This window comes from Microbispora sp. CA-135349, from assembly GCF_050947365.1.
In the GTDB taxonomy this organism is placed as follows: Bacteria; Actinomycetota; Actinomycetes; order Streptosporangiales; family Streptosporangiaceae; genus Microbispora.
In genome coordinates this window covers 8,166,144-8,181,155 of sequence record NZ_CP192001.1, presented here as the reverse complement: position 1 = coordinate 8,181,155, position 15,012 = coordinate 8,166,144, and the positions used below count along the sequence as shown (strand labels likewise).

The 15,012-nt window shown below is 68.0% G+C and carries 13 protein-coding genes; 7 read left to right on the top strand and 6 right to left on the bottom strand.

The window, feature by feature from the left end:
• The first annotated feature begins 165 nt into the window (after positions 1 to 165).
• From ACQPZZ_RS37625 to ACQPZZ_RS37595, 7 genes are all read left to right on the top strand, one after another.
• Positions 166 to 600 carry a hypothetical protein gene (locus ACQPZZ_RS37625; RefSeq protein WP_432926988.1) on the top strand — a complete coding sequence of 145 codons (435 nt, stop codon included), beginning with the start codon at positions 166 to 168 and terminating at the stop codon, positions 598 to 600.
• Complete coding sequence (locus ACQPZZ_RS37620; protein WP_432926986.1) at positions 584 to 1,828, top strand: MFS transporter; 1,245 nt, start codon at positions 584 to 586, stop codon at positions 1,826 to 1,828. Before ACQPZZ_RS37625 ends, ACQPZZ_RS37620 begins: the two co-directional genes overlap by 17 nt.
• A gap of 51 nt (positions 1,829 to 1,879) precedes the next feature.
• Positions 1,880 to 2,089, top strand: coding sequence for a hypothetical protein (locus ACQPZZ_RS37615; RefSeq protein ID WP_432926984.1), 210 nt, complete (start codon positions 1,880 to 1,882; stop codon positions 2,087 to 2,089).
• Positions 2,086 to 3,297, top strand: coding sequence for an LLM class flavin-dependent oxidoreductase (locus ACQPZZ_RS37610; protein WP_432926982.1), 1,212 nt, complete (start codon positions 2,086 to 2,088; stop codon positions 3,295 to 3,297). Before ACQPZZ_RS37615 ends, ACQPZZ_RS37610 begins: the two co-directional genes overlap by 4 nt.
• 83 nt (positions 3,298 to 3,380) lie before the next feature.
• On the top strand, positions 3,381 to 3,851 hold the full coding sequence (locus ACQPZZ_RS37605; protein ID WP_432926980.1) for a hypothetical protein: 471 nt from the start codon (positions 3,381 to 3,383) through the stop codon (positions 3,849 to 3,851).
• A gap of 81 nt (positions 3,852 to 3,932) precedes the next feature.
• On the top strand, positions 3,933 to 4,391 hold the full coding sequence (locus ACQPZZ_RS37600; protein WP_432926978.1) for a hypothetical protein: 459 nt from the start codon (positions 3,933 to 3,935) through the stop codon (positions 4,389 to 4,391).
• Entirely contained in the window at positions 4,303 to 4,632 is a 330-nt protein-coding gene (locus ACQPZZ_RS37595; RefSeq protein WP_432926976.1) for a tyrosine-type recombinase/integrase, read from the top strand. The genes ACQPZZ_RS37600 and ACQPZZ_RS37595 overlap by 89 nt, the downstream gene beginning before the upstream one ends.
• 378 nt (positions 4,633 to 5,010) lie before the next feature.
• Here the strand turns inward: ACQPZZ_RS37595 and ACQPZZ_RS37590 are convergent, their stop codons facing one another.
• The 6 genes from ACQPZZ_RS37590 to ACQPZZ_RS37565 all read right to left on the bottom strand — a co-directional run bounded on the left by ACQPZZ_RS37590 (position 5,011) and on the right by ACQPZZ_RS37565 (position 14,980).
• Positions 5,011 to 5,328, bottom strand: a complete 318-nt coding sequence (locus tag ACQPZZ_RS37590) for a helix-turn-helix domain-containing protein (RefSeq protein ID WP_432926974.1) — start codon at positions 5,326 to 5,328, stop codon at positions 5,011 to 5,013.
• Positions 5,325 to 5,687, bottom strand: coding sequence for a type II toxin-antitoxin system RelE/ParE family toxin (locus tag ACQPZZ_RS37585; protein ID WP_432926972.1), 363 nt, complete (start codon positions 5,685 to 5,687; stop codon positions 5,325 to 5,327). Before ACQPZZ_RS37585 ends, ACQPZZ_RS37590 begins: the two co-directional genes overlap by 4 nt.
• Positions 5,688 to 6,188: 501 nt before the next feature.
• On the bottom strand, positions 6,189 to 8,909 hold the full coding sequence (locus tag ACQPZZ_RS37580) for a pPIWI_RE module domain-containing protein (RefSeq protein WP_432926970.1): 2,721 nt from the start codon (positions 8,907 to 8,909) through the stop codon (positions 6,189 to 6,191).
• Positions 8,897 to 12,451, bottom strand: a complete 3,555-nt coding sequence (locus ACQPZZ_RS37575) for a hypothetical protein (protein ID WP_432926968.1) — start codon at positions 12,449 to 12,451, stop codon at positions 8,897 to 8,899. The genes ACQPZZ_RS37580 and ACQPZZ_RS37575 overlap by 13 nt, the downstream gene beginning before the upstream one ends.
• Positions 12,444 to 13,493: a hypothetical protein gene (locus ACQPZZ_RS37570; protein WP_432926966.1), complete on the bottom strand. Its 1,050-nt coding sequence runs from the start codon at positions 13,491 to 13,493 to the stop codon at positions 12,444 to 12,446. Before ACQPZZ_RS37570 ends, ACQPZZ_RS37575 begins: the two co-directional genes overlap by 8 nt.
• The gene (locus ACQPZZ_RS37565) at positions 13,490 to 14,980 is read right to left on the bottom strand and encodes a PD-(D/E)XK nuclease family protein (RefSeq protein WP_432926964.1); all 1,491 of its coding nucleotides are present in this window, start codon (positions 14,978 to 14,980) and stop codon (positions 13,490 to 13,492) included. The genes ACQPZZ_RS37570 and ACQPZZ_RS37565 overlap by 4 nt, the downstream gene beginning before the upstream one ends.
• Between the last annotated feature and the right edge of the window lie 32 nt (positions 14,981 to 15,012).

Genomic DNA, 15,012 nt, shown 5'->3' with positions numbered 1-15,012 from the left:
GGGCCACTGTATATGTCCGTGCATAAGTCCAGGTGGATCCGGTCCCGGCCGGCCTGAGCCGACCGGCAGCCGTTCCGAAGGAATCCTGAAGCGCTCTCGCGCACACTCGTTACCGCCGGGCGGCGTCGCGACCGGCAGGCAAGCGCGGCGAAAGGGACGGCAGGCATGACCAAGTACGCCGGCAGAAGGGGCGTGGTCGCAGGTGAGGTCACCGCTATCAGCCTGGCCATCGCCAAGCGCCTCGTGGAAGGCGGTGCGCAGGCCCTGGTCACCGCCCGCACACCCCAGGAACGCCTCCGCCTGAGCGGCGAACTGGGCTGTGCCGCCCGGGTCGTCGCCCCCGCCGCTCTCGATGCCCACCCAGGCCCTGACGGCGAGGTGGATCTCCTCTTCGCCGACTCCGTGCTCATCGCGCGGCCGCTGCTGCTGCGCCTGAAGACGGCGGCGCGGTGGTGCTCACCGCCCCAGCCCCCTCGCCCGTCTCCGTGCACGCGCTCGCCGCGAAACCGCCGTCGAACCCCGCACCGCGGACAGCCGGGCGACCGAAGACACCACGTCCCAGAGAAGGATTCGGAGACGCCAGATGAGTACCGCACCTGAGACCGCGGCCGGTTCCGCCGCGGGTACCGGCCCCGCGTCAAGCAAGCAGAGCGGGGATGAGGGGCAGCAGAGGCTTCCGCTCCTCGCCCTGCTCGCCCTCGCCACCGCAGTCTTCATCACCAGCCTCACCGAGACGCTCCCCGCGGGCCTGCTCCCCGCAATGAGCAACGACCTCCACGTGAGCGAGTCCGCGACCGGACAGACGGTGACGATCTACGCGATCGGCACCGCCCTGACTGCGATCCCGCTGACCGCGGCCACCGCGGGCTGGCGGCGCAAGCCGCTGCTGCTGACCGCCATGGCGGCTTTCGCCCTGGCGAACACCGTCACGGCCGTGTCGTCCCTTTACGGGCTGACGATGGCGGCGCGTTTCGTCGCGGGTGTCGCGGCGGGTCTGGCCTGGGCGCTGCTCGCCGGATACGCGCGCCGAATGGCGCCCGTTCACCTTCAGGGCAGGGCGATCGCCATCGCCATGGCGGGCATCCCGGTCGCGCTGTCGCTCGGCGTGCCCGCCGGGACCTTCCTCGGCAAGGTGACCGACTGGCGCCTGGCCTTCCTCGCGATGACGGCGCTCACGCTGCTGCTGCTGTTGTGGATTGTCGCGACCGTGCCTGACTTCCCGGGGCAGCAGCGCGGCGAGCGGCCGAAGATGTTGCGGGCTCTGCGCGTCCCGGGCGTGACCCCGGTCCTGTTCGTCACGCTCGTCTTCGTCTTGGCCCACACCATCCTGTACGCCTACATCGCCACGTTCCTTGACGACCTGGGCATGGGCGGCAACACGGACCTGGTGCTCCTGGTCTTCGGCATCGCCTCACTGGTGAGCATCTGGATCGTCGGCGCCCAGATCCACCACCGGCTGCGCACTCTCACCATCGCCAGTGTCCTGTTGGTCGCTGTGGCCGCCACGCTGCTGGCCGTCCTCGCCGGCCACACCGCCCTCGTCTACCTCGCTGCCCTTCTATGGGGTCTGGGCTGGGGCGGAGTGCCCACCCTGCTGCAGACCGCCGTCGGCTACGCGGGTGGTGACTCCGCCGACGCGGCCCAGGCGATGCTCGTCACGCTGTGGAATGTCGCCATGGCGGGTGGCGGCGTCATCGGCGGCGTTCTGCTGGACCTGCTCGGCAGCGACTCCTTCCCCTGGAGCGTCCTGCTGCTCCTACTGCCGGTGCTCGGTGTCATCCTCTTCGCGCGCGCCCACGGCTTCCCCGCCGAGCGGTCCGCGGCCTAGGTCCGTAACTCGAAGTCACGTCCTGCTGCCCGCGACCCCGGTGGTCATTTCGTGCAGACGGACGGCGCCGACGGCTTCTTCTTCGTGCCCCATCTGACCCCGGGCGGCCTGGACGACCTGGTGGACCGGGTGGTGCCGCTGCTGCAGGAAAAGCGCGTGTTCCGTACGGATTACACCGGCACCACACTCCGGGACCGCCTGAGCCTTCCCGCGCCCTCGCGCGCAGCGCGACCCGGACGGGACCAGAAGGAGGCATCGTGACCGACGCCCCGTTGCACCTGGCCGTCGCCCTCGACGGCGCGGGCTGGCACCCGGCGGCCTGGCGGGCCGAGGACGCCCGGCCCGGCGACCTGTTCACGGCGGATTACTGGGCGGACCTGGTCGCCGAGGCGGAGCGCGGCCTGCTCGACTTCGTCACCTTCGAAGACGCCCTCGGCCTGCAGTCTGCCGCCTTCCACCGGCCCGACGACCGCACCGACCAGGTCAGAGGCAGCCTGGACGCGGTCCTGCTCGCGGCCCGCCTGGCCCCGCTCACCACGCACATCGGCCTGGTCCCCACCACGAACGTCACGCACACCGAGCCGTTCCACCTGGCGATCGGCATCGCCACGCTCGACTACGCAAGCAGGGGCCGGGCCGGCTGGCGCCCGCAGATCTCCGCGCGTGCCGCCGACGCCGCCCACTTCGGCCGCCGCACCACACCGCGGCTCACCGATGACGACGTACGCGACCCGGAGCGGATCGCGGCGCGGCTGCGGCCGCTGTTCGACGAGGCCGCCGACGTCGTGGAGGTGGCGCGACGGCTGTGGGACAGCTGGGAGGAGGACGCGGAGATACGGGACGCGGCCACGGGCCGTTTCATCGACCGTGACAAGGTGCACCACATCGACTTCGAGGGCGCGTACTTCAGCGTGCGGGGCCCCTCGATCACGCCGCGTCCGCCGCAGGGCCAGCCGCTGGTGGCGAGCCTCGCGCACGCCTCCGCACCGTACGAGTTCGCGACGCGAAGTTGCGACGTCGTGTTCGTCACGCCGCATGATCGGGCGGGCGCCGCGGCGATCCTCGCCCAAGTCGACGCGGCGGTGGCGGCAGTGGGCCGTGACCTACGGCAGCGGCCGCTGCGGAGATTCGCGGAACTCCTCGTCTTCCTGGACGAGGAGCCGGGTGCCGCGGAGCGCCGCAAGGCCCACCTGGACGCTCTGGACGGCGCCGTGCTCTCCTCCGACGCCGAGATCTTCACAGGGACGCCCCATGACCTCGCCGATCTGCTGCTCGACTGGCGCGCCGCCGGGCTCGACGGCTTCCGGCTGAGGCCGGGTACGCTGCCTCACGACCTGGCCGCGATCACCCGCGGCCTGGTACCGGAGCTACGACGGCGCCGCGCGTTCCGCGCCGCCTACGATGCCACGACCCTGCGCGAGCACCTGGGGCTGCCATACCCGAACAGCCGCTACGCGCAGGCGGGGTGAGGGGGGACGGTGCTCGGTCGCCGTGGTGAGTCGGGCGCTGGTCTGGCCGGGATATGTCATCGGCTGGGGTTACTGTCGCTGCCATGCCGGTACCTGAGTTGATCCCCATCTCTTACGAGCCCGACTACCACACTGACACCATCGGTACCCACGCTGGAGGCTTGTTCTTCGGAGGGGCATGCAGGGGCTGGCTGGTCGCGGCCTACGAAGAGGTAGGGGAGTGGCCTTGGCGTGATGAGCATGGCGAGCCGATGCCGGGACCATGGTTCGCGATCCTTCATCTGTTCGACCACGACGGCCGGCACCTCAGCTCGGAGATCAGTCCATTCGCGGACGGCACCGAGGCAGATCGGGCGGTGCAACGGATGCTGGCACGCTTGCAGGACGTCGAGTACGGGGACATCGCCATTCGTCTTTTCCGCGTGGACGCCCACGGCTGCATCTTCGGTCTCATCGACGAGACGGAAAAATCCGAAGACGGCGATGGCCATGTGGATTACTACCCGCACCAAATCGGGTTCTACGAGCCCGGGGACGGCTCCTACGACACCTGATCGCCTCTACATAGCCCTCGCGCTGGGCTGATTGGCCTTGAACTCCACCACGCGAGCAACGGTAGGAAGCCACTGCACGCCGTGGCGATGGACAGCAGCGGCCGGGGATGGCAGGCGATGATCTGTTGCCGCAAAGTCATACCAACCACCTCGCCGGGAGTCCTCAACGTGAACAACCCAACCTCGTTCACCGACCGTGAGAACTGGTCCGGTGAATGGTACGAACTGGCCATTGAGATCGGCGGCACCAGCGATGAACGCCTTCAAGGGACGCTGTCGGCGCTCTGGCGAGCGGCCGCTGTCGAGGGCTGCTACGGCCATCGCGATCGTGAGCCCGAGGAGCAGGACGAGGTCGCCTGCACCGTTTCGTCACTGGCCGAATTCGGTTTCCTGCGAGGTACGGTCACCCTTCCGACCGGTCATCAGGTTGTGTGCGGATGCGTGGCTGTTCGTGAGGACGGCGGCTCGGACTGGCTCTACTTCTGCCTACCGGTGGCCGCGCTCGAGCGCATTGACGAGCGGTTCGGAAGCTACCTTTGATCAAACCAGCGGTACGCGATGGCGGAAGGCGAGAGCAAAGGCCGGCTTCGAGTGGCTACGGCTGCACGATCTACCTCACGCCTGCGCGTCTTATCTACTGGCCTGCGGGGCCTCGCCTCGGACAGTTATGAAGACGCTCGGGCTCAGCCAGATCGCACTGACCATGAACACGTACGCTCATGTGCTCCCGGACATCGAGCGGGCGGCGGTCGATGCGGTCGCCAAACAGTTGTTCGGGTGATCGCTTCTAGCGAGCCTGGGCCGGACTTCCAGGGATGGGATTCCGGCCCCCTTGGCTGTAAAACGTGGCTGTACGGCCCCGACAATCAAGATCTACAAGCGGCGTTTTCGCTGGTGGGGCGCCAGGGACTCGAACCCTGAACCGACGGATCAAAAGCGCCTTGATCAGGATCGCCCGGTGGCGTACCGCGCCGTTTCATTCGCCATCCTCCCCGCCGCTCTGCCGGGCGATGACACCGTGTGCCGTGCTGTATGGGGCGAGCAACCCGCGAGCGAACACGGATCGCTTGACCATCGCCGGGTTGCTCATGCACCCCACATACGGGGTGGTCGCCGAAGTCGGCTCGTCGCGCCCAGCACTACGTTCTGATCGAGTTGGTCAAGCGATTGCGGCGATATCACCGTCATCGAAGTAGATCGACTGGTGAAGTCGGCCTCCGAGAGCGGCCGCATAGCGGGCCAAAATGTCCTGGCCAGAGATCTTGCCCTGCTCGATCTGAGAGATGCGCCCCTTGGTGACCCCCATGCGCTCGGCCACCTGCTGCTGAGTCAGGCCGCGGCTACGGCGGATCTCCGCCAGCCGATGCCCCTGGACCTCGGCCAGAAGCTCCCGCTTACCGGCTTCGACCGCTTCCTCTCCGCCGGCCCGCTCGACATGCTCCGCCCGAATGTCATTCCAGCGAACGTACCCGCTCATCTGCCCTCCTCCTGCTGAGCGCGCTCCTTGAGATAGACCTCAAACCGGTGCTCGGCCAGCGGAATGGCCTCCTCGTACCAGCTTTTCCACCGCCCGGCCTTGTCGCCAGCGACCAGCAGGATGCTGGAGCGCCACGGGTCAAAGGCGAACAAGATGCGTACCGTGCCGGGCCGGAGTTCCTTTAGGTTCTGAATCGATGATCCGCTGATCGTATCGACCAGCGGCCGTCCCAGCCCAGGGCCACCTTCGGCGAGTGCGTCGATGGCCTGCACCACCCTGGCGTGGGTGCCGTCATCGAGCTGCTCGATCCATTCGCGGACCTCGGTTACGACGTAGACGTCCCATTCCTCTCCGGCCACCTCTGGAGTATAGCAATAAGTATACCTGGGGGTCGCGTCGGAGGTACGCGGATCACGTCCGGCTGCACCTGGCCCCGGCGCTGGGGCGAATCGTGCTGTCGGAACTGCCTCACTGCAATGTATGGCGGATGTCCATTGCGTTGGCCGCCAGAACCCGATACGGCAGACCCTTGGCGACCGCGACACTGGAGCGGATCCGTGCCACGCTACGGGCCACCCTGAACGAGGCTGCCCGGGAAGGTCTGAGCGACGGTAATCCCGCCCGCGCTCTGAGGTTACCCGCCCGCGCCTCGTCCAAGGACGCAGGTGTGGACCGACCGCTGGGTGGCGGCGTGGAAGGCCACAGGAGAGAGAGGCTCAGGGGGGCGGTGTGGACGATTCCGCAACTCGTGGCCTTCCTGGACGACACCCGTGAAGATCCTCTGTTTCCGTCTCTGGCGCCAGGACGCGCCGCCACAACCCGGAGAACAAAGAGATAGCCAGCCAGTGCCAGTCCCGGGGTTACGCGGAGTTGCGCTCGGTTGCAGCAGTCGCGGACGGGGCGAGCGGCAGGACGTACTCCTCAGCAAGTTTCGCCAGATGCAAGGGGAGTGGGAGAGCGAGTGGGTGGTACTCGTCGTGGAAGCGCAATTGATGGGCGGACGCTGCGACCACAGAGGGACGGTCCGGGGCCCTGTCAGTGAACTCGGCGGCCGTCAGGGCTGCCTCGGACACGCAGCCCAGCACAGTGAGCTCCAAGGCTTGCGGGTTCCAAGCCGTGGCCGCCGGGGCGTGTGGCCACTTCTCGTCGGGGACCAGCTTAAGGATGTCAGTCCGTACGGTGCCCGCGGTCGGCGGCTTGCCGACAGTGCTGATGAATACCCGGTTGTCCGGGCGTGCGTCCTGTGCCACCCAGAGACCTTCGGAGAACCCCGGTGTCGCTTCCTCGGTTTTACCCGGCGCGTACCACTGGGACGTCTCCTCGCGGCTGTTGGCGTCACGGAGCAGCACCACACGCAGGTCTGGTCCGTAGAGCGCGAGCCGGGTGGCCGGTTCCCCGTTGAACGTGAGCGTGTCCTTGACCAGCTGGCCGTTGTTGAGACCCGGCCATGTCCCACGCATGTTCCCGCTGTTCACCAGGAGTAACGTCGGCCGGTCACGCACTTGGTAGAGCAGTGATTTGATCTGGCGTTCGACCTCATCACGTCGGTTTTCTGTCGTCGTGACTGGCCAGCCTGATCGAGTCCGTGACGCGGCGCTGTCGGCGGCGAGGGTGAGCAGCAGTTGGGCGTATGGCACCCACTCCTTACGGGCGTCGTCCCAACCGCGCACGGGATGGGCCGGATCGCGTGGGCGTATCCGCAGGGCGACCAGGTGCTGCCCGGCATGTCTAGTCGGGCCGTTGGCCTGCCTGCGGACGTGCCAGACGGCGAGGTACTGCAGGTCGTCCGCCAGCGCCTCATCGAGCCGCTGCTCGGGCGGCACTACGGCGCCCAGCTGGCGCATGCCGTCAGCCACCGCGGAACGGGCGCGCAAGGCCACAGGACTGTCGGAGTCCTCCGGTACGACGATGAACTGGCTGACCCGGCCTGCCGCGGCGCAGCCGTGTCGCAGGGCGCTCTTGGGGTCGGAGTCCTGTGCCGTGAAACGCTCGGGCCCGAGCGTCTCCACGAGCGCCAGTCCAATCGGCACTGTTTGGCGCCCCAGCTCGGCGGTCATTTGCGCCGCCCGCTGCCGGACGGCTTCGGCCAGCATCTGGGCTCGTGACTGGCTGGATCCGCGGCTCATCGGCAGAGGGGCACCCAGGGTCCGAAGCGGCCTTGTCCTGAGCAGCACGTGCAGGTCGCCGTTTCGCCACTCGTGGTCGCCATCCACCGTAGCGAGGCCAGCCGAAATTCCTAGCCACTCACAGAGCGCGCCGACCAGCTCGTCCCGGGTCTCCTCGGTTTGCCAGAGCACATCCACCAGCAGCGGCTGTCCGTCAAGTGCCGCGCGCACCGCGTTGCGGCGGGCTTGCATGCGCTGCTGGAGGCGCAGCGCCAATTTCTCCTGGTCCTTCGTCGACGTGGTGGGCAACAGGATGGGCTTGGAGGTGCGATGCACGCGTTCCAGGGGGGACACTCGGCGCAAGAAGGGGCGGAGGCAGTCCTCGACCCAATGGTCGAGCAGTGACCGTTCGAGCGGCATGAGCCCGCTGCCGATACCGTGACGCCCCATCGTAGTGCTGTGAACGATGCCTGCCGCGACTCCGTCCTGACCCTCCAGCCAGTCGACTGGTTGGGTGGTCAGCTCGGCGGGTTTGGGGTAGGCGTGCAGCACATCCAGTTCGGGCAGCAGGTCGACGAGACTGCGCCGGCTCCAGGCGAGCATGCCGAGGCGACGGTCGAAGGCCAGGGTGTTGATGGCTAGCCGTCGGCGTGGGGCCTGGGCGCCTGGCCAAGGCAACGGCGCGTCGAGCAGGACGGTCGCGCCGCGCCCCTCAGGAAGATGGACAGGGGATCCGGTGACCCAGCGCCGGATTCCGTACGAAACGTGCACACGGAACCGCTCGGCGAACGGCACTGTCTGAACGGTGACTGTCACCAGTCCCGAGTAGTACCAGGTGCGTTTTCCCCGGGTGTACGTCTGCGGAGGCCAGCTGACCAGCTCGACCCCCTGGTCGCGGGAAACCAGACGGAAGGAGAGGTCGGTGCCGTCGAGGTGCAGTGGGCGGGCGGCGAGCATGGAGCCGATTCGCTCGGGCAGCAGGCGGTAGAGCCTCCGGTCCGGCTGGGCTGTGCCGCCCGGGGAGGCTGTCGCCGCGGTGAGGTCTACTGACTCGTGCTGCCACCGCGGGGTGTACTGGTCGATGAGTGCTAGGGTCCGCTCCAGGGCGACTTGGTGGTCGGCCGCGCGGTCGGAGCCCGGGTCAGTGCTGGGCGGGAGCGTCATCACCCAGGAGGCCAGCAGCGGGGCGATCACCTCGGCTGGCATCTCCTCGGACGCGTAGAACCAGGGCACCTCGGCACTGCCACCCGCTCCGCGGCCGGTGGCCACCAGGCCTGGGGCGGTGGCCCGGAGCAGGTCGTTAAGGCTGCTGACCGGCAGGCTAACGGGTTGTTCCCTGCGGCTCCACCGTCGCCGGTAGAGGTCCATGAACTCGGTCCGCCACTCCTTGGGAAAGCCGATGACGCGGTACTGCTCGGCCCAAGGCCCGGTCTCCGGATCTGGTTCGTAAGCAGTCATACTGATCAGGTGGTACATGCGGAAGTCCCTTCGTCGGTGGACTCGGTGAGGCAGCGGTCAAGCGCTGTCCACATCGGCCGGTAGAGCGCCTGCACGATGTGGCGGTCCGCCTCAGGCTCCGAGATACCTGGCGTGAAATAGGGCTGCAGCACCGCGTGGATACTGTGCAGGAGACTGGTCTGCGGTGTGTCCGGCTGGCCGATGGCCAGGTTGGGCGCGAAGGCGGCGTCGACGAAGGCGACTCGGGTGGGCACCGCGCCGCGCACGGAGCGGCCGATCACCTGCCAGATCAGCACGAGCAGGTCCCAGGTGACCTGTTCCCGGTGGTCACCCAGGCGGCTCCACGCCATGCTCCTGGCAAGCACCTGGTACCACTGGGAACGTGCCAGGTCCCTGACCTTGCGGGCACCAAGGCCGAGGGTGTGCTCACCCCGAACCCATCCGTCGAACTCTCCGCTATCGATGGCCCGCACGATCCAGTCGTTGATCGCGTGCACAGCGAGACCGAGATCGTCGGGACGCGGGTTGGGCCGGGCGAGGAAGTAAATCGACCCGATCGCGGCGTGCTCACGGTCGAGGTCCAGGATGTTGTGTCCGCGCTCCACTGCCAGCAAGGGTGCCACCAAGATGTTGGCGTCGGTGGCGGCCAGCGTTTCGACGTCGCCGCGGCGTAGCACGGGTGCGTGATGCTCGTCGTTGTCCGTCTGCTTGCCAGCGTCGGGGTCGTCGTCGGACACCAGACGGCGGACCCTGCCCTTCCAACGCTTGTTGAGCGTGTGAAGGGTGTCCGCCACGATCCTGGCCTCCTCATAGCTGCCGACGAGCAACAGGATGTGGCGGCGACTCTCCGGGAGGAGCCTCAGCTCCTCCTGTAGTCGACTGAGGCCGGTGTCATCCCTGCCGAGTGCGATGGCCATCCGCCGTAAGATGTCGGCCCGCCGGTCCATCGGCTCGCCTGAGAGCCGCTGCGCTTCGTTGGGCTCGTGGCACCCGCAGTGGGTGCGACAGCGGCAGTCGTCACGGACAAACTCGAAGCGGAACTCGCTTTGGTCGGCGATCCGGCCCAGTTCATCTGGGGCCGGCTGAATGATCACTCCGACGGGCACAGGGATGTGGTATCGGCTGGAGCGTCCGGCCCAGCTGCTGCCCGACATCAACAGGACGTTGGTGCTGGGGCGGCCGTCCACTTTCGGCAGGTCGGGCATAGCCCGGAGCAGCTCCCGGCCGACTCCGCTGCATCGGAAAAAGCGCAGTTCTCCGCTGCGTACTCCGCCGAGATCCGGGCCTTCCATCAAGAACTGAAAACCGATCACGTTGCCCATCGGCGCTTCCGGCACCATCGGCCCGTAGTCGAGCGGCCTGCGGTACATTTCGTTGAAACCCAGGTTGAGCGCCGCCGCGACGCGCGGCCACATGGCGTTGATCAGCGCGAGTTTAGGCTCTAATGCACTGAGTAGCAGGGTGAACTCAAAGCGGGCCATCAGCAGGTCGAGCCATTCGCTCGGGTTCTCTGGCAGCCAGTGCTTCCTACGGCGGTTGGCCGCCTTGCGGCCGCTACCGCTCTCTGCCGCTACCTGTGCCCGCTGGCCGTTGACGCGGGCGCGCAGCTCCTGGTAACGCTTCAAGCCCTCGTCAGTCCGTTCCAACAGCGGATCGAGCTCAAATAGCTTGCGCAGCACCTTCCCCAGGCGAATCTTGGTACGTTCCCGGTAGTTGGTGTGCAGGAGTTCACCGAGCAGGGCCGTGAGCTCGACGCCGTCCTCAGCTGGCTGCCGTCGATCACCGAACGGGTTCTCACGAAAGGCGTCGAGGATCTCGGTCAGCCGGCGTCGCGGCTCCCAGTGAGGATGCCTGGCAGCGGGCTCGGTTTCCCCGGCCGACGTTTCGTCATGCTCCTCTGGCAGCGGGTACCGCTCCTCCAACAGTCGGAGCTGGAGGGTCCATGCGCTGAAGTAGCCGGTCCTGACCCAGCGACGCAGGTCGACGTCGCGCACCAGCATGGCGACCAGCCGATCGGCGGCGGCTTGGGTGGTGTTGACGGCGGCCGACCAGTTCTCCACATCCCGGTCGGACAACTGGACCCGGCCGGCGCCGGCCAGCTCGCGGATGCGGTGCTGGTTGACCTCGTCGAGAAAGGATCGGGTATCGGGACCACCGCCGATCAGCGGTATGGCTGGGGCGAACATCCGGTCGAGCTGCATCTGGACCCGGTCCGCTTCGTCGACGATCACCAGGTCGCTGCGGCGGCAGGCGAGTTCCAGGTAACGGATGCGTTCGTAATTCTGCGGGTGGGGCACTGCAGGGTCGACCAGGCTGGCCGGTGTGGCGACCCAGATGAGTGCCCCGACCAGCTCGCGGGCGGCGTGGTGGCGCGGGCAGCCGGACCAGAACGGGCAGGCCAGCCAATGCCGCTTCCGCAGGCCGTCGTCGAAGCCGCCACTACGGTGGGGCGGTTGCAGCCTTCTGCACGGTGCCTCGGCGAAACCGAGAAGGTCGTTCGCAGGGTGGCCCTCAGCGTGACGTAGTGCGTTCATAGCGCAGGACGTGCTCAGATACGCGAACCCTGGATCGTCGTGTGCCAGCAGGTTGCGCTCGCTGCGGCCGGTCAACCGGCGGTGCAGCCGCTCGGCGTGCTGCTGACGGCCTGACGCGCCGAGCACCGGTGCGGCCGAGCCGGGTACATACGTGTTGTACAAGTGGACCAGCTTGAGCTGTTCGGCGACATCTCCAACGACGATGGTTGTCCGGTGGCCCCGACGGGCCAGATGAACTGCAAACACGTCCCGTAAGGTGCTTTTTCCGGCTCCGACGATGCCTAGCAGGTGCTGGATCCGCGCCACCTCGAACGTGGCGGCTTCGTGAAAGCCGTCAGCTTGGCGGGTGTAAAAGTGGATTGCTCGTAGCCGTCCGGTCCAGTTCCTAGGGGCGACCGAGTCCATGAACGCCGCCGTCTCCAGGAGTTCGTTTCTGGAGAAGGTGAGCGGATTGCCGCCGTTCGCCGGTAGGTCCGCGAGGTCGTGGCCGACTGGCGGTGGCATGGCAAGCTTGGGCAGGTCGACGGTGGTGAGGCTGCGGCCGATAGGGAAAGCGTGCCGACCGGGCTTCGCGAACGTCACGGGCCGTCCGGCGAACGCCGGGGCCTCCAGCAGCAGCCGCTCATAGGTCTTCCAACGATCCGGCGCCACCGACAGCGAGGCGCGCCGGACGGCCGGATGTTCTGGGTCGGCGACCTCATAGCCGCGTAGCTGGCGGTCGAGCCGCTGGTACTCCTCCAGCGCCTCGAGCCAGGCCAGACGACGGCCCCGGCTCCACAGCGTGTACCGCGCCGTGCGGAGCGTCTGCTGGCCAGCCGTGTCGACGGCTCCCCAGGCCCGAGCGAACGGGAACCCGCTGAACAGCGCCCACGCGTCCGCGGCCGGCGCGTCCGGGCAGAACCTCTCGTGCAGGAGTAATCCGATCTCTATCTCGCACAGGGAGACCAATTGGACGCTCTTCAGTTGCGGGGCGGCTTGCGACAGGTCGAGGATCACCTCGCCTAGGGATTGGGCGATGCTACGCATCGTTCCTCCTTACGCGATCGGATGGCTGTGGTGCGGTGAACTCGCTCGCGGACAGTAGGCGCACCCGTGCCTCGGTCGCCAGGGTGTCGTCGAAGCCCTGCCGGTACCCGGGGCGCGCCGCTAGGTCGTCCGGCACCACGACATCCAACGGTTCGTCGAGCAGGGTGGCGACCTCAACCGCCTGCTGGGCGGCGAGCCTAGGCTGCTCCCGGTCGTGGACCTGAAAAGCACGTAGCGTCCCGTTCTGATCGGTGAGGCGGTAGACGCCCAGGGCGGGCAGGAGCAGCCGGGGTTGCTCCGCGAGCCGCGCGCGGACGGGCAACTCGGTGCGGCCAGGAAGCGCCAGGAACAACCGCAAGGCGAGTGGCAGGGCCAGAGCCTGCCCCGGTTGATGGGACTCGAGCTTGCGCTCGGCCTGGAGGCAACCGCCCTCACACCAAGGGCCGTTCACGGTGGGCTTGGCGAGCAGCCCGCAGCCGGTGCAGCGATGCAGTAGCCCATCGACCGCGAATCGGTCGGGCACGGGGCCGTAGAGTTGCCTGACCAGCCTCCAGGTTGGGGCCATGGTCGGCCGCACCTCCACAGGATCGAAGCGGAGGATGACCGCCCGGCGGATCAGGAAGTCGCGGCACGCCGTAAAGCGTTCCACCGTTCCCGAGGCGGCGAACAATCCGGATAACAAGGTCTCGGCCTCCTCCAGGACGCTGTGCGGGCCGAGGCTGGTCAGCTCGGCGCAGGTCCTGGTTGGCTCCCCGGCTGTGGGGTGGATCAGACGGGCGCCGAAGGTCAGGAGACCATCCGGCAGCGCCAGCGGCCATTGCGGTGGCTCTCGCTCGCGGCACCAGGACAGCAGCTCGGGCACTCCGGCAGGCATAGGCAGGCCCTGGGCCAACCCCGCCAGCACCATGCGGTCCAAGGCAAGCTGAAGTTCAGGCGGGTACGGCAGCCGGAACGCCGATGGCCGGTCTACAGCGGACAAGTCAATCACGCCGCGGGCCACCGCGACCAGCAGGTCGAGGTCCGTCTGTGCGTGCCCGGTCACGGCTCTGTCTCCGGCTCCGCCGGCTGCACCTGCCGTCTCGAGCACCACCTGGCAACCTCGCACGCGGCGCAGTCGCGGCTGGGCGTAGCCTCGAAGAGAGTCTCGGAGTGCCAGCCTGACACCTGTTCGCGCAGCGCCGCCTCGGCGGCGGCCTGGGTCGCCGGTGCGAACGGGTCGAGGATGCGCAGGTCGACGCCCTCGGGGCGCAGCAGTTCGAGCTCGACCCGCCCTCTGCCTCTGGGGCCTGGCAGCACGCCACCGCTAAGGATCCGGACGGCGAGAGCCAGTTGCGGGTACGTGGTCAGCACGTCGCCACTGCGGCGATTGCTGCCGGAAGTCTTGGTCTCCCGCCACACCCAAGCGTCCCCATCCTGATACAGCAGGTCAGGCTCGGCCAGAACGAGCAGGTCGGCGTCGGAGTCGTCCAATGCCAGCCCGGGTTCAATCTGGATTTCCGACTGCGGCTCGGCCGTTCGTAGCGGGCACACCTCGGCGTGATGGCGCAGCAGCTTGGCGCCGAGCAGCCGCTCCTCGTCGGGGAGCGGGTAGCCCTCGGGTACCCAGTCCGCCGGGATCTCAGGGCTGCAGGGCGTACGCGGTCGTCGGCTGTGCTGCTCGGCCAGGAAGGCATGGACTGCCCGCCCGCGCTCAACGGCTGCGCCTCGCTCCACGCCGTCGTCGACCGGGAGCCGCAGGCCGCGCAGGTAACCGCGGGCCGGACAGCTCCTGTGTGCTCTGCCGGTGGTTGAGGACCAACTGCGGCGTGGTCTGCTCCGATCGGCTATTCCGAGCAGCCCAGCGGCCCGCGGAAGTGCCGGGCAGACAGGGGCGACGGCGCACGAGGCGCAAGCGGTGCCCGGCCGGTATTCCCGGTTGTCGAGTAGTGCGCGGACAGCGGGCGAGCCGTCGGCTCGATACACAGCCAACGCCTCGTCCCGGGTGCCGTCGAAGACCGGATCCGTGCGGCCGTCCAACAGGGCGAACTGCACGACTCTGACCCGTTCGAGCCGAGGATCGGGGTTTGCCTCCGCTGCAATCAGGGCGGCCACCGCGCGTTCCGCAGCGGTGCGTGCACGCAGACGGTTGACCGGCAGGCGAAGCTCGCGCTGCCAGCCGTTGGGTGACTCGAAGCAGCGGCCCCACGCGGTGATCCGGTACTCCACAGTGTTCGAGCCGTCGCCGATCGGACGACGGTGCCGGTAGACCCAGGGGCGGGCGGCAGGGCGGAGGTCTGGGTGCGGTGGGAACGCCTCTCGGTACATCCGCAGTGCATGCCGGGTCCACTGACGTACGCCGTCATGCAGCGGGCGCTGCCGAGCACGCGGCTTGCCCGCCGGCCGTTCAAGCCTGTCGGCCGCGGCCATGAACGGGCCGTTGAGGAACGGCTCCAGCACTTCGGGCTTCCAGTCGGCCCGCTCGCGGGGGCGCAGTCCGCGAGCCTTGAGCGCGTCGGCTGCCGGGCACCGATACCGCTCCGGGCCGAACATACCGAGGCGGATATCGACGACGGCTGGATTCC

Excerpts from the sequence above, each read along its gene's own strand:
- ACQPZZ_RS37620 (WP_432926986.1), top strand. The coding sequence starts at position 584 with ATGAGTACCGCACCTGAGACCGCGGCCGGTTCCGCCGCGGGTACCGGC.
- ACQPZZ_RS37605 (WP_432926980.1), top strand. The coding sequence starts at position 3,381 with ATGCCGGTACCTGAGTTGATCCCCATCTCTTACGAGCCCGACTACCAC.
- ACQPZZ_RS37590 (WP_432926974.1), bottom strand. The coding sequence starts at position 5,328 with ATGAGCGGGTACGTTCGCTGGAATGACATTCGGGCGGAGCATGTCGAG.
- ACQPZZ_RS37575 (WP_432926968.1), bottom strand. The coding sequence starts at position 12,451 with ATGCGTAGCATCGCCCAATCCCTAGGCGAGGTGATCCTCGACCTGTCG.
- ACQPZZ_RS37565 (WP_432926964.1), bottom strand. The coding sequence starts at position 14,980 with ATGTTCGGCCCGGAGCGGTATCGGTGCCCGGCAGCCGACGCGCTCAAG.
- ACQPZZ_RS37580 (WP_432926970.1), bottom strand. The coding sequence starts at position 8,909 with ATGTACCACCTGATCAGTATGACTGCTTACGAACCAGATCCGGAGACC.
- ACQPZZ_RS37625 (WP_432926988.1), top strand. The coding sequence starts at position 166 with ATGACCAAGTACGCCGGCAGAAGGGGCGTGGTCGCAGGTGAGGTCACC.